This is a genomic window from Streptomyces sp. NPDC048825, from assembly GCF_043198355.1.
GTDB lineage: Bacteria > Actinomycetota > Actinomycetes > Streptomycetales > Streptomycetaceae > Streptomyces > Streptomyces xiangluensis.
This window is the reverse complement of record NZ_JBICUR010000001.1, coordinates 363479-376715: the sequence shown is the minus strand read 5'-3', so window position 1 is coordinate 376715 and position 13237 is coordinate 363479. Positions and strand designations below refer to the sequence as shown.

General features: G+C 69.4%; 11 protein-coding genes and 2 pseudogenes. 7 read left to right on the top strand and 6 right to left on the bottom strand.

Annotated elements, in window-relative coordinates:
* Positions 1 to 72: 72 nt before the first annotated feature.
* Positions 73 to 678, bottom strand: a complete 606-nt coding sequence (locus ACGFNK_RS01710; protein WP_386353449.1) for a carbonic anhydrase — start codon at positions 676 to 678, stop codon at positions 73 to 75.
* 405 nt (positions 679 to 1083) lie between these two features.
* Between ACGFNK_RS01710 and ACGFNK_RS01705 the strand changes: the two are divergent.
* The 5 genes and pseudogenes from ACGFNK_RS01705 to ACGFNK_RS01685 all read left to right on the top strand — a co-directional run.
* Positions 1084 to 1356 (top strand): annotated as a pseudogene (locus ACGFNK_RS01705) (response regulator); the annotation flags it as partial.
* A gap of 1032 nt (positions 1357 to 2388) precedes the next feature.
* A pseudogene (locus tag ACGFNK_RS01700) lies at positions 2389 to 2736 on the top strand (winged helix-turn-helix domain-containing protein); the annotation flags it as partial.
* Positions 2733 to 4241 (top strand): ATP-binding protein, encoded by a 1509-nt coding sequence (locus tag ACGFNK_RS01695; RefSeq protein ID WP_393410893.1) that lies wholly within the window; start codon positions 2733 to 2735, stop codon positions 4239 to 4241. The pseudogene ACGFNK_RS01700 and the gene ACGFNK_RS01695, both read left to right, overlap by 4 nt.
* Positions 4242 to 4289: 48 nt before the next feature.
* Complete coding sequence (locus tag ACGFNK_RS01690; protein WP_393410891.1) at positions 4290 to 4625, top strand: hypothetical protein; 336 nt, start codon at positions 4290 to 4292, stop codon at positions 4623 to 4625.
* Between the two features lie 218 nt (positions 4626 to 4843).
* Entirely contained in the window at positions 4844 to 5284 is a 441-nt protein-coding gene (locus ACGFNK_RS01685; RefSeq protein WP_393410889.1) for an LAETG motif-containing sortase-dependent surface protein, read from the top strand.
* A 294-nt stretch (positions 5285 to 5578) separates the two neighbouring features.
* Here ACGFNK_RS01685 and ACGFNK_RS01680 read toward each other — a convergent pair whose 3' ends face one another.
* A complete protein-coding gene (locus ACGFNK_RS01680) occupies positions 5579 to 6319 on the bottom strand; it encodes an SDR family NAD(P)-dependent oxidoreductase (RefSeq protein ID WP_393410887.1) in 741 nt (246 codons plus the stop codon).
* A 118-nt stretch (positions 6320 to 6437) separates the two neighbouring features.
* Positions 6438 to 7052, bottom strand: a complete 615-nt coding sequence (locus ACGFNK_RS01675) for a TetR/AcrR family transcriptional regulator (RefSeq protein WP_393410885.1) — start codon at positions 7050 to 7052, stop codon at positions 6438 to 6440.
* A gap of 108 nt (positions 7053 to 7160) precedes the next feature.
* On the opposite strand from ACGFNK_RS01675, the gene ACGFNK_RS01670 reads away from it, so the two are divergent.
* Both ACGFNK_RS01670 and ACGFNK_RS01665 read left to right on the top strand, forming a co-directional pair.
* On the top strand, positions 7161 to 7421 hold the full coding sequence (locus ACGFNK_RS01670) for a hypothetical protein (protein WP_393410883.1): 261 nt from the start codon (positions 7161 to 7163) through the stop codon (positions 7419 to 7421).
* A gap of 79 nt (positions 7422 to 7500) precedes the next feature.
* The gene (locus ACGFNK_RS01665; RefSeq protein WP_393410881.1) at positions 7501 to 8439 is read left to right on the top strand and encodes an oxidoreductase; all 939 of its coding nucleotides are present in this window, start codon (positions 7501 to 7503) and stop codon (positions 8437 to 8439) included.
* 45 nt (positions 8440 to 8484) lie between these two features.
* Here ACGFNK_RS01665 and nirD read toward each other — a convergent pair whose 3' ends face one another.
* From nirD to ACGFNK_RS01650, 3 genes are read right to left on the bottom strand one after another with little or no spacing between them, the layout of a single operon-like run.
* On the bottom strand, positions 8485 to 8844 hold the full coding sequence (gene nirD / locus ACGFNK_RS01660; protein WP_393410879.1) for a nitrite reductase small subunit NirD: 360 nt from the start codon (positions 8842 to 8844) through the stop codon (positions 8485 to 8487).
* Positions 8841 to 11429, bottom strand: a complete 2589-nt coding sequence (gene nirB / locus ACGFNK_RS01655; protein WP_393410877.1) for a nitrite reductase large subunit NirB — start codon at positions 11427 to 11429, stop codon at positions 8841 to 8843. Before nirB ends, nirD begins: the two co-directional genes overlap by 4 nt.
* Complete coding sequence (locus ACGFNK_RS01650) at positions 11429 to 12643, bottom strand: NAD(P)/FAD-dependent oxidoreductase (protein WP_393410875.1); 1215 nt, start codon at positions 12641 to 12643, stop codon at positions 11429 to 11431. The genes nirB and ACGFNK_RS01650 overlap by 1 nt, the downstream gene beginning before the upstream one ends.
* Positions 12644 to 13237 lie beyond the last annotated feature (594 nt).

The following is a 13237-nucleotide window of genomic DNA, read 5'->3' as shown; positions in this document are numbered from 1 at the left end:
CGACCCTCACCGTGCGGCCCGCGCCGTCGGGTCCGGCGCCGCGGCTCCTGGCGTGCCTCCTGTGCGTGCCGCTCATGCCGCATGCACCCGGAACAGGCCGTCCTCGGCCAGCTCATGGACCTGGCCGGTGTCCACCTCGTAGTACCAGCCGTGCAGCCGCAGCCGGTCCTCGTCGAGACGCTGCCGTGCCGACGGATAACTCCGCAGTGCGGCGAGCTGGTTGACGACGTTCAGCTGCACCACGTCCGACAGGGACGGTCCGGTGGGCGTTCCTTCGAGCACCGGCGCCAGCCGCGGGCGGGCCAGGTCCAGCCAGGCGTCCACACCGGGCAGCCTGGACAGGTCGTCGCCGGACCTGATGGCGCTCATCGCGCCGCAGTGGGAATGGCCACACACGACGATGTCCTGAACGCCGAGCACCTCCAGTGCGTACTCGATGGTGGCGGCCTCGCCCGAGGCGCCAGGTTGTCCATATGGCGGAACGATATTGCCGGCGTTCTGCAGCTCGAATACTTCTCCGGGCCGTGCGCCCGTGATCAGGGCGGGTATGACCCGTGAGTCCGAGCAGGTAATGAACAATGCCTCGGGCCATTGACCCTCGGCCAGCTTCCGGTATTCGCCGCTTTCGAAGTCGACCCGTCGCTTGAGCGAGCGGGCGTGGTCCAGCAATGCCTTCACGGTTCCTCCCGGCAGGGGTTTTCCCATCGCGTTCGACATGGCGTATCGCCAGATCGTGCGTAGGGTTTGACCAGGTCAGGGGTAGTCAGGATGATTCAAGGGGTAGTTCACGGGTGGGGTTCGACCGGGTCTCCCCAACCGTAGAACAGCGACTGCCAGACGAAGGTTAGGGGAACACTAAAACGCGACCAGGAATGGCTCAGAATTTGTCCGGGCACCCCAGAGGAGCGTTAAGGGAGCGCCAACAGGGCGGGCTCGGAAGGTTTCTGAGTGTCTGCTCACATTGCCCGGACTACGTTTACGCGCCATTGACCGTTCTTGTAGCGTGTCCTCTCCACGGCAACGGAAATTCGTGCTGTCCGGATGCGTGGTTGCTGTTGACGGTTCACGGAGAGACGGGAACGCATGAGCGTACGAGTGCTGCTCATCGAGGACGACCACACGATCGCCGAACCGCTCGCCGAGGGTCTGGGGCACTTCGGGCTGGCGGTCAATCATGTCGGCACCGGAACCGAGGGGTTGAGGGGGCCGTACGGCGATGTCGTCCTGCTCGACCTGGGCCTGCCCGACGTGGACGGCATCGACGTCTGCCGTGGCATCCGGCAGACCTCCGACGTCCCCATCATCATCCTCAGTGCACGGGGCGAGGAGGCCGACCGTGTCCTGGGTCTCGAACTGGGTGCTGACGACTATCTGGCGAAACCATTCAGCATGCGCGAACTCGTGGCGCGGGTGCGGGCGGTGACCCGCCGTACGCAACGGAACGGGCCCGGTGGGCAGTTCCCGGGCGCGGAAGCCTACGGGCCCGGTGCCGGCGGTGGTTTCGGCGCCGGAGACACCGGGGGCGAGTCGCTCGGGACCGGCCTGTCGGTCTCGGGATCACTCGGAGCCGGTCTGCCGGGCCCGGGGACGTACGGCGACGGAGCCGTCCCCGGTACGCGGGCTGGGGCTGCCGGGATGGCCGATACGGGGACGCATGCCGCCCTGGACTCCGGCACCGGGGCGCGCGATGCGGCGGAGCCGGAGAGCGGGGCGTCCAGCTCACGAGCATCGAGCTCACGGACGTCGGATTCCTGGCCGAGGGCCGGAGAGTCGTCCCGCGGGGAGTCGTTCGGCGGGGAGCCGTCGGTCGGGAATCCGGTCGGTGGTGGGTCGTCCGGTGACGAGTCGTTAGGCGGTGGGTCGTTCGGTGGCGAGTCGTTAGGCGGTGGGTCGTTCGGTGGTGAGTCGTTCACCAGGGATTCGGGGGCCGCGTCGTCCGGGCCGTCCTCCTCCTCGTACGAACCCGGCGGTGCCACCCGGCAGTTCGAGTCCTCGCAACGCTTCGAGTCCTCGCGGAACTTCGGGTCCTCGGAGAACTTCGAGAGCGGCTCCTTCGACAGGGGGCGCACCCCGGAGTCAAGCCGTTCGCCGGAGTCGGGCGGTTCCCGCGAGAGGGGCCGCGCGCTCGACACGAGCAGCTCGTTCGACTCGACTTCTTCCTTCGAGCCGACCGGTTCCTCAGGCTCGACCAGCTCATCGGACTCGACCGGTTCGCTGGACTCGACCCGCTCCTTCGACATCACCCGCTCCTTCGAAACGGGCGGTTCCTTCGACTCGTCCCGCTCGTTCGACGCGCCCGGCTCCGCTGAGGCGTCCCCTCCGTTCGGCTCCCCACGCTCCTTCGATGCCCCCGACCCCGCCTTCGACTCCGGACCGCCCCCCGAAGCCGCCGCCGAGGAAGCCCCCACCGGGCCGCTGGTCGTGGACCGGCGGACGCGGCAGGTGTGGGTCGGGGAGTCGCCCGTTGCGCTGACGCCCAAGGAGTTCGAGCTGCTGGCTCTGCTCACCGAGGACCCGGGAGCGGTGTACTCGCGGCAGCAGATTCTCGACCGGGTGTGGGACCCGCACTACGAGGGCCCGACCAAGACGCTGGACGTGCACGTGGCCACGCTGCGGCGGAAGTTGGGGAACCCGGCGTGGATCCAGACACTGCGCGGGGTGGGGTTCCGGCTGGCGGTGCACACGCGGCCGCCCACGGCGTACCCGGTATCCGGGCAGACGGCGGCGTATCGATGACCCGACGCCTGCTGCTCAGCTACCTTAGCCTCGCTGCCTTCCTCCTGCTGTGCCTGGAGATCCCGCTGGGGATCGTCTACTCACGGGCCGAGCGGGAGCGGATCGTCAACTCCGCCAACGACGAGGCCGAGTCGGTGTCCGCGTTCGCCTCGCTGTCCGTCGCGTCCGGACGGGAGGGGGCGCTGACCGAGCGGGTCGAGCACTGTGCCGAGCGCATCGGCGGGCAGGTGGTCATCGTCGACGCGGAGGGCGATCTGCTGGCCACCTCCGACCCGCTGCCGAGTCAGGAGGAGCGCGGCCTGGCGTCGCATCCCGAGGTGGCCGCCGCACTCGACGGCAGGGCCACCACTCATGTCCGTACATCCACCATCGGCGGGGTGGACTACCTCTCCGTCGCGGCCCCGATGGTGAACGGCGGACAGGCTCAGGGTGCCGAGCGCGCACAGGGGGCGGTGCGGATCACGCTGCCCACGGACATGGTCACCGACCGTGTCAGCCGGGTGTGGCTGCTGCTGGCGTTCACGGGGCTCGCGGCCCTCACCGCCGTCGCCGCGCTGGCGTTCGCGTTCGCCAAGTGGACCGGACGTCCCATCCGGCAGTTGGAGGAGGCCACGCACCGGCTGGCCGACGGCGGTCAGGCGACGCCCGTGGCGATCACCTCAGGACCGCCCGAGGTACGCAGCCTCGCGGCCACCTTCAACCGCACCGCCGCCCGCCTCGAACACCTCCTCGCCTCCCAGCGCGCATTCGCCGGTGAGGCCTCCCACCAGCTCAAGACTCCGCTCGCGGCGCTGCGGCTGCGCCTGGAGAACCTGGAGAACGACATCGCCCTGCACGCCCGGGGCAGCCTCACCGCCGCGATGACCGAGACCGACCGGCTGGCTCGGATGGTCGAGGGCCTGCTCGCGATGGCGCGGCTCGACGAGAGCGCCGCCGAGCGTGAGCGGGTGGACCTGGACCGGTTGTGTGTGGAACGGCACCGGGCCTGGTCCCCGCTGTTCGAGCAGCACGGCGTGCGGCTCGTGCTGGTGGGCGCCCACGCGGGGCAGGTGCTGGCGGTGCCCGGAGCGGTGGAGCAGATCCTGGACAACCTGCTCTCCAACGCCCTGCGGGCCTCACCGCCCGGCAGCACCGTGTCGATGGAGCTCCGCCTCTCGGTGCCCACCCGCCGGCATCCCCTGCACCATCTCCACCACCTCCGCGACAGCCGCGCGTCATGGGTCGACCTGCACGTCACGGACGAGGGCCCCGGCATGAGCCCCGAGCAGCGAAGCCGAGCCTTCGACCGCTTCTGGCGCGCCCCCGGCGCCCCCAAGGGCGGCACCGGCCTCGGCCTCTCCCTGGTCCAACGCCTCGCACACGCGAGCGGCGGCGAGGCAACCCTGCACGCCGCGACCACCGGCGGCCTGGACGCGGTGATCCGCCTCCCGTCCGCGCAGTCGCATGAGCCGCCGGCAGCGAAGCCCGGCCCCCGTCGCCGCGAGGCACCGGCGCTGCCCGCCTGACGTCGTAGCGTGGCGCCCGACGACTCGGGAGCGGAGGTGGAGACGTACATGAGCGAGACCGATCCGCACATCCACGTCGAGGAGAAGGTGGCGCAGGCCGGCGCCGCCTACCGCAACACGATCGCGTCGACGCTTGGCCGCGTGCCCGACGCGCCGAGCGTCGTCACCACCGGTTGCGCACGCCGGGTGCCGTACGCGATGACCTCTCCCCACCCGGAACGCGTCACCTGCCTCGCCTGTCGGGAACACGCCCACCGGGAGCATCTGCGCTTCGCCGACCAGGTCGAACGCTTGAGCCGTATGCCCGGCGCGATCATCACCGGCGACCAGGCGACTGGGGCCGCGCAGTGGCACCGGGACCTGGCGAGAAGGTTCTCCGGCTGATTCTCGGGTTGAACGCGGCGGTGTTCGCACGCCCCGAGGTTTACAAACCACTGCCCCATGAGCGGAGAGTTACCTTCCAGTCACGTCACGTTCGCATCACGGGTCCTCCATATCGCCTCCACACCGACAGCCTCTCAATACGTTGATCACCTCAAATCCGCTCGATCGCCACTTCGTGATCACGCGTATGGATATCCGCACATATCTGGGGGCTCTCCATGAACCTGTTCCGCAGACCTGCCGCCGTGGCCGTCGCAGCCCTGGCACTGGCCGCCCTGCCGGCCACCGCCGAGGCCCATGACGGCGATCACCCGTTCAAGAACTGCACCGAGGCGTATGACAACGGGTACTCCAACATCCTCGAGGGCGACGAGCACTACGCCGACCGCCTCGACCGCGACAAGGACGGCATCGGCTGCGACCAGCCGCCCGCGGACTTCGTCCCGGCCGAGGACAGCAACACCGGCGACGAGGACGAGAGCGCCGGAGCCGACGAGTCCAACGGCACGGACGACACCGCGGGAGAGGACCAGGGCACCGACCTGGCCGCGACGGGCGGCAGCAGCGCGACCCCCTACCTCGCGGGCGGCGGCGCGGCCGTCCTGCTCGCCGGGGGCGGCGTCCTGCTGGCGGCACGCAAGCGCCGTACCACGCGCTGACCTGTGCCGCCTGACAGGATGACGGAATGACCGACGGACTCCGCTGGGTGTTCGAGGCGTATCCCGAGGGGTAGAGCCTTGTCTTCTGCGAGGACCTCGCACCGGAAGACGTACTCGTATGACTCGGGCCTGGCGGGAGTCCGTCCTCCTCATGCTGAAGCTGATCGCCCGCCAGAGGACACGCCATGGCCCGCGGCCACCACATGATCTTCCACACAACCCCCGATGATCACGCGGCGGCCGTCCCTCTTGCGGGCTGGGCCCTCAGCTTGACTGCGAAATCGAGCTCGCGTGTCAGGCGGTGAAGCCGCCGTCGACATGGATCGAGGCTCCGGTGATGTACGCGCCGTCCGCACTTGCCAGGTGGGCGACGGTGGCCGCGATCTCGGCCGCTTGCGCGTAGCGCCCAACAGCGGTGAAGCCGGCGATCATCTCGGCGTTCGGCCCGTCGGCGGGGTTGGTGTCCGTGTCGGTGGGGCCGGGATGCACCAGATTCACGGTGACTCCACGCGGACCGAGTTCTCGGGCCAGGCCCTTCGTCATCCCGGCCAGAGCCGTCTTGCTCATCGAGTACAGCGCAAGTCCGGGGAAGACTGCACGCTCGGCGACATTGCTGCCGATGCTGATGATGCGGCCGCCCTGGCCCATATGGCGCACTGCCGCCTGGGACGCTGTGAACGGCGCCCGGACGTTCACCGCCAGAGTGCGATCGATCTCTGCCGTCCCCAGGTCCTCAAGTGGGCCGACGAGGAAGACGGCGGCGTTATTGACGAGGATGTCGAGTCTGCCGAACAGTGCGGCGGCCTCGTCCACCGCGGCGGTGAGTGCCTCAGGGACCGCGCTGTCGGCTTGGATGGCAAGGGCCCGGCGCCCCCTGGTCTTGATCTGCTCCACCACCTCGGTGGCGAGTTCCGCGCTGTTCTCATAGGTCAGGACGACGTCGGCGCCTTCTTCGGCCAGTCGTAACGCAACAGCGGCACCGATACCCCGGCTTCCGCCCGTGATCAAGGCCACGTTTCCTTCAAGTCGGTTCATGACGTTGAGCATTGCTGGCACCAGCGCCCGAAGCTGGCTGGAATCCGACCTGGCGTTCAACCTCCGGGAAGGCAACACCATCCTGATCACGCCACACGGGAGTACCAGGCCGGAGGTGTCATCCGGGGTCGGATGTGGCATCCAGCAGTTGATTGATGTGGCGTTGGAGGACAGCGAGCGCCGTCTCTGGTGAGTGATGGCCTGCGAGGACTTGGACCGTGAGGCCGTCGGCCAGGGCAAGGAGCGTGTGTGCTTCTCGATCAGGGTCGACGTTCTTGGGGACTTCCTGGGTGTCCTGGCCGTAGCGGATGAGCCAGGCGACCAGGTCATGGAGCTTGGTGTAGGTGGCCCGCAGGACGTCCGTCAGTTTCTCGCTGGCAGGAGCTTGAGCGACGAAGGTCAGCCATACGTGTGCCTGCGTCTGCGATTCCTCATCCAGCAGGGCCATCTGAGCCAGGGTGTGTGACAGCAAGGTGGATGCGGCCTGGGGGGTGGGGGCCGCCGCGATGCGCTGGTTGGCTCGGTCGCTGACCTGTTGGGAGATGTGCTCCAAGGCGAAGAGCAGCATGTCTTCTTTGGTGCGGAAGCTCCGCTGGACAGCACCCATGGACACGTCCGCTTGGGCGGCGACGTCGCGGAGGCTGACTGCCTCTATCCCGGAACGCGCGATCAGAGCGCAGACCGCCTCGGCGATCCGCCGGCGCCGGTCCTCGTAGTCGACCTGCCTGGGCATGATCCGCTCCCTCCCGCGTTCCGATGCACTTGCATCATATCCGTATCCACTGCACGATGTGATGCGATCGCATCGGAACGATTGGCGCTCCGGGAAGGGACATCCGTCGTGGTGAAACAGCTCAAAAGTGTGGACAACAACTCAGGTCAGGGGCTGCTTTGGCTGTTCGGCGCCGTCCTCGCCATCCAGGGGTTCGGCTCTGCCATCACAGAGGCCGGGTGGGATACGAGCTTTGGCGTCGCCGGCATCCTGCGCGCGGCCGACGTGCCGGAATGGGGGACCTTCCTGGTCGGCCTTGCAGGTGTCGCTCTGCTGGTGGTGGCGGCGCACCGTCACCGTACGAGGAGGAGGACGGACCGCCGTCCGTGAGCGGAACCAGGGCTACCCTGAAGCTGCACGTGCCGTACGGAGTTGAGAGAGTCCTCAGGCGCCGTGAAAAGGAGCCGTCATGGCCGGCTGGAGTGTGCAGGACATCCCTGACCAGGGCGGGCGCATCGTCGTCGTGACCGGTGCCAACAGTGGGCTCGGGCTGGCCACCTCGCGTGAGCTGGCCCGGCGTGGGGCCCATGTGGTGCTCGCCTGCCGGAGTGAGGAGCGGGGGGCCCGCGCTCGCGACCGGATCCTTGGTGAAATCCCTGATGCACAGGTCGAGTTGAGGGCTCTCGACCTCGGACGCCTTGCGTCTGTACGGGAGTTCGCGGCCGAGTTCGCGGCGTCCCACGGTCACGAGCGGCTCGATCTGCTCATCAACAACGCTGGTGTGATGGCCCTGCCCCACGGGCGCACAGCGGACGGCTTCGAGACCCAGTTCGGGGTCAACCACCTCGGGCACTTCGCGCTCACCGGGCTCCTGCTGCCGCTGCTCCTGAAGACGCCGGGCGCGCGGATCGTCACCGTGTCCAGCACCATGCACTCGGTGGCCAACATCGACATCAACGACCTCAACAGCGAGCGCCGCTACAACCGTTGGCTCGCCTACTCCCGCTCCAAGACGGCCAACCTGCTCTTCACGCACGAACTCGCCCGCCGCCTCACCGCGACCGGCTCGGACGTCGTCGCGGCCGCCGCCCACCCCGGTTACGCGGCCACGAACCTGCAGACCAAGGGTCCCAGGATGGAGCGACGCAAGGCCGCCGAACTGTTCATGCGGACCGGCAACCGTTTCTTCGCCCAGTCCGCCGAATCCGGCGCCCTGCCCATCCTGTACGCGGCCACCGCGCCCGGCGTCGAACCCGACTCCTTCACCGGCCCCTCGTTCGCCAACTGGCGCGGCTCACCGGCCAAGTCCCGCCGCGCCAAGTGGACGATCAACGACGCGGCGGGGGAACGGCTCTGGGCGGAATCGGAACGCCTCACGGGAGTGACGTACGACGGCCTCAAGGTCTGACAACAGCCAGGGGCCGGCAGGTTCAGGACGTACGCACCGTCAGCGTCAGGACGTACGCACCCCGTACGTCGCCACCGTCACCGTGTCGTCATCCAGGCACCGCCCGGACTCCAGCTCGAAGCGCTGCTTGAGCAGGGGTGAGGCCACGAACGAGCGGCCCTGGTAGGAGCCGATGAGGCCACGGGAGAGGACGGCGGCGCCGGTGAACGGGTCGCGGTTGTCGATGGCGTACAGGCGGCCCGCGCGGTCCTGGAAGAGGGCGACCTGGCGGCCGTCGGGGAGCAGGGCCGCCACCCCACGGCCCGGCATCAGCGCACTCATGTCGCAGATCGTGAACCAGTCGTCCGCCGTGTCGTCGACGCGAAGCTGGACCTTCAGGGTCGTCGTCTCGGGTGCGAGGGTCATCGCTGGGCGCTTCCTTCCAGGGGACGGGTGCCGATGGTCAGCAGCGGCAGGTCGGGCTTGATCTGGTCGCGCTCGGGGACGAAGCCGACGACGGGGTCGGGGGTGTCCGGCGCGTTCACGAAGGAGACGAAGCGGGACAGCTTCTCCGGATCGCTGATGGTCTCGGCCCACTCGTCGCGGTAGTTCGCGACATGCGCGGCCATCAGGGACTCCAGCTCCTCGCAGATGCCCAGGGAGTCGTCCACGACGACGTCGCGTACGTGGTCCAGGCCGCCGGGGATCCGCTCCAGCCAGGTCGACGTGCGCTCAAGGCGGTCGGCCGTGCGGATGTAGAACATCAGGAAACGGTCGATCAGACGGATCAGTTCGGCGTCGGAGAGGTCCTGCGCGAGCAGGTCCGCGTGGCGCGGGGTGGCGCCGCCGTTGCCGGCCACGTACAGGTTCCAGCCGTTGGCCGTCGCGATCACGCCGAAGTCCTTCGACTGGGCCTCGGCGCACTCGCGCTGGCAGCCGGAGACCGCCGACTTCAGCTTGTGCGGGGAACGCAGCCCCCGGTAGCGCAGCTCCAGATCGATCGCCATGCGTACGGAGTCCTGGACGCCGTAGCGGCACCAGGTCTGGCCGACGCACGACTTCACCGTACGCAGCGCCTTTCCGTACGCGTGCCCCGACTCGAAGCCCGCGTCCACCAACCGCGCCCAGATGAGGGGGAGTTGCTCGACACGTGCGCCGAACATGTCGATGCGCTGGCCGCCGGTGATCTTCGTGTAGAGGCCGAAGTCGCGCGCCACTTCCCCGATGACGATGAGCTTCTCGGGGGTGATCTCCCCTCCCGGGATGCGCGGCACGATCGAGTACGAGCCGTTCTTCTGGAGGTTGGCGAGGAAGTGGTCGTTGCTGTCCTGCAGGGCCGCCTGGTCGCCGTCCAGGACATAGCCGCTCGCGCCGATCGTGGGGGCGAGGGAGGCGATGATCGAGCCCACGGCCGGCTTGCAGATCTCGCAGCCGTCGCCGCCTCGGGCGCCCTCACGGCCGTAACGGTCGAGCACGTCCTGGTACTTGTTGATGCGCAGGGCGAGGACGATCTCGTACAGCTCCTCGCGGGTCTGCGAGAAGCAGCCGCACAGGCCCTTGTCGACCTCGACGCCGCTGGCCTCCAGCTCGGCGTTGACGAGCTGACCGAGGACCTTGACGCAACTGCCGCAGCCCGTACCGGCCTTGGTGCACTTCTTGACCTCGGGCACCGTCGTGCACTGGTGGTCGGTGACCGCGCCGCGGATCGTGCCCTTGGAGACGTTGTGGCAGGAGCAGATGACCGCCTCGTCCGGCAGCGCGGACGGGCCCAGCTGGGCGCCGCCGCCCGAGCCGGCCGGGAGCACCAGCTGCTCGGGGGAGACGGGCGGTACGGAACCGGTCAGGGCGCGCAGCGTGCCGTACGCATCCGCGTCGCCGACCAGGATGCCGCCGAGCAGCTCGCCGTCGCGGCCGATGACCAGCTTCTTGTACAGGCCCGAGCGGGAGTCGGAGTAGACGACGTCCAGGCAGTCCTCGGCCGTTCCGTGCGCGTCACCGAAGGACGCCACGTCCACGCCGAGCAGCTTCAGTTTGGTGGACAGGTCGGCGCCGGTGAACTCGGCCTCGTCCAGAGCGATGGTCGCGGCCACCGTCTCGGCCTGCTCGTAACCGGGCGCCACCAGCCCGTACACCCGGCCGTCGGAGGCCAGCGCGCACTCGCCGATCGCGAAGACATGCGGGTCGGAGACCGTACGGCACTGCTCGTCGACCGAGATGCCGCCGCGCTCGCCGACCGTCAGGCCGCAGTCACGGGCCAGCTGGTCGCGGGGGCGGACACCGGCGCTGAACACCACCATGTCGGTGGCGAGTTCGGAACCGTCGGACAGCGTCATGCCCGTGACGGCGCCCGAGTCGTCGGTCACGATCTCCTGCGTGCCCACGCCCGTGTGGACGGACAGGCCCATGTCCGCGATGGTGCGCAGCAGGGCGGCGCCACCGCCCTCGTCGACCTGCACCGGCATCAGGCGCGGCGCGAACTCCACGATGTGGGCCTTGAGTCCGAGACCCTTCAGCGCGCCCGCGGCCTCGAGGCCGAGCAGACCGCCACCGACCACGGCACCTGTCGTCGCCTTCGACTTCGCGTACTCCTCGATCGCGAGCAGGTCCTCGATCGTGCGGTAGACGAAGCAGCCCTCGGCGTCCTTGTTCGGGACCGGCGGCACGAACGGGTACGAGCCGGTGGCGAGGACCAGGACGTCGTAGTCGACGACAAGACCGGAGCGGGCGGTCACCTTGCGGGACTCACGGTCGATGGTCTCGGCCGGGTCGCCGACGTACAGCTCGATGCCCTCCTTCTCGATGAACGCCATGTCGGTCATCGAGAGGTCCTCGGGCGTCTTGCCCGAGAAGTACGAGGTCAGCTGGACGCGGTCGTACGCGGGCCGCGGCTCCTCGCACAGCACGACCACGCGGTGCGTGGCGGTCAGGCCGCGCTCGGCGAGCGCTTCGAGGAAGCGCTGGCCGACCATGCCATGGCCGACGAGCACGATCGTGGGGGTGTCCGTGGACATCAGGAGCCTCCATCATTGGTGAGCAGGTGGAGCAGAGGGCCGGTCTCGGGGAGCGGCTCTGCTCCCTCCCAGGCGCGGGCGAGCGCGCCTACGGTGCCGAGTTCGCCGACGAGTACGCCGCCGACCACACGGTCGTTGCGAACGACGACCTTGCGGTAGGTGCCGCGGGTCGCGTCGGCGAGCTGGATGACGTCGTCACCGGGCTGCGGGGTGGGCTCGCCGAAGGCGGCGAGGTCGAGCGGGGTGCCTGAGGCGAGGGTCAGCCGGGTCAGGGCGCGGGTGCCGGTGTAGCGCGCGGCGCTGTCGCCCGTCGCCAGCAGCTCGGCCAGCGCTTCGGCCTGTTCGATGGCGGGCGTCGCGAGACCGTAGACGGTGCCCGCGTGTTGCGCGCAGTCGCCGATCGCCCGGATGTGCGGGTCGGACGTACGCAGCTCGTCGTCGACGATGACGCCCTTGTGTACGGCGAGCCCCGCGTCCTGGGCCAGACCCACGCGCGGGTGCACGCCACAGGTCAGCACCACGAGGTCGGCGTCGAGCGCGTACCCGTCGGCCAGTTCGACCGAGCGGACCGCTCCGCCGACGCAGCGCACATCGCGTACCCGGCACTCGGTGTGCACCTCGACGCCCAGGTCCTTCAGGTGCCGGAGCACCAGCTTCGAGGCGGACGGGTCGAGTTGGCGTTCCATCAGCCGTTCGGCCTGCTGCGCGAGCACGACCTGCGCGCCGCGCGCGGCGAGCGCGCGGGCGGCCGAGACACCGAGGAGACCGCCGCCGATGACGACGGCGCGGGCGTCCGGGCGCACGGCCTTGGACAGCCCGAGGCAGTCGTCCATCGTGCGGAAGGCGTGGACGCCCTCCGGCAGCACGTGATCCGCGGTGAAAAGCCCTCGCAGCGGGGGAAGCTTCGCGTTCGACCCGGTCGCCAGGACCAGCGTGTCGTATGCGATCACCGAGCCGTCCGAGCAGTGCACCTCCCGCTGACCGCGGTCGATGCCGGTGACCCGGGCGCGGACCAGCTCCGCGGGCGCGGGCAGGGCGATCACGTCGGGGGCGTACCGTCCGGCCAGCACCTCGGCGAGCAGAACCCGGTTGTACGGGGTGTGCTCCTCCTCACCGATGAGCACGGCGGGCAGCCCGAGCTCGCCGAGCCGCCGGGCGAGCCGTACGCCCGCGAGGCCGGCGCCGATCACCACCACACGCGTATTCGAGGTCATGGTGACGAGCGTGCGGTGCCGGTGTTACCCGGCCGCATCACAACTGTTTCCCCCTGGGAACGCTGCCCTCAGCGGGTTGCCTCCGGCGGTGTGAGGGTTGGGTTCGTTGTCGGGTGCGGGTTGCCTCCGGCGGTTGGGCGGGTGGGTTCGTTTTTGGGTGCGGGTGCGTTGTGGCTGGTCGCGCAGTTCCCCGCGCCCCTGGGGTGCGTGGTGGGTCGGGGCCGTGGGCCGGTGCGTCAGCCCGTCGCAGGGTGGGCATACGGCCCTGCGTCTGACACAGGGTGCGGGTTTCCTGAGACAGAACCTACGCGACGGGCATACGACGCACCGGCCCACGTCCCCTCCCGCCGGTGGGAGGGTGCGGGTAGTTGGGGGTGCGGGCTTTTTCTGGGCGCGGGAGTCGCAGGCTTTTGCTTTTCAGGGGCGCGGGGCTGTGACATTAGCGGCTCCGCCGCGGGGCGCGACCAGCCACGACGGACTGGCAGCCGCGACACGACGTGTCACCCCCACCCCCTGGCGGGGGCCTGGGGGCGGCAGCCCCCAGTTTCGGGAAGGGGCGGGCTTGGGGAAAGAAAACCCTCCCCCACCCGGCCG

Excerpts from the sequence above, each read along its gene's own strand:
- ACGFNK_RS01650 (WP_393410875.1), bottom strand. The coding sequence starts at position 12,643 with ATGACCTCGAATACGCGTGTGGTGGTGATCGGCGCCGGCCTCGCGGGC.
- ACGFNK_RS01695 (WP_393410893.1), top strand. The coding sequence starts at position 2,733 with ATGACCCGACGCCTGCTGCTCAGCTACCTTAGCCTCGCTGCCTTCCTC.
- nirB (WP_393410877.1), bottom strand. The coding sequence starts at position 11,429 with ATGTCCACGGACACCCCCACGATCGTGCTCGTCGGCCATGGCATGGTC.
- ACGFNK_RS01675 (WP_393410885.1), bottom strand. The coding sequence starts at position 7,052 with ATGCCCAGGCAGGTCGACTACGAGGACCGGCGCCGGCGGATCGCCGAG.
- ACGFNK_RS01665 (WP_393410881.1), top strand. The coding sequence starts at position 7,501 with ATGGCCGGCTGGAGTGTGCAGGACATCCCTGACCAGGGCGGGCGCATC.
- ACGFNK_RS01690 (WP_393410891.1), top strand. The coding sequence starts at position 4,290 with ATGAGCGAGACCGATCCGCACATCCACGTCGAGGAGAAGGTGGCGCAG.
- ACGFNK_RS01680 (WP_393410887.1), bottom strand. The coding sequence starts at position 6,319 with ATGAACCGACTTGAAGGAAACGTGGCCTTGATCACGGGCGGAAGCCGG.
- ACGFNK_RS01685 (WP_393410889.1), top strand. The coding sequence starts at position 4,844 with ATGAACCTGTTCCGCAGACCTGCCGCCGTGGCCGTCGCAGCCCTGGCA.
- nirD (WP_393410879.1), bottom strand. The coding sequence starts at position 8,844 with ATGACCCTCGCACCCGAGACGACGACCCTGAAGGTCCAGCTTCGCGTC.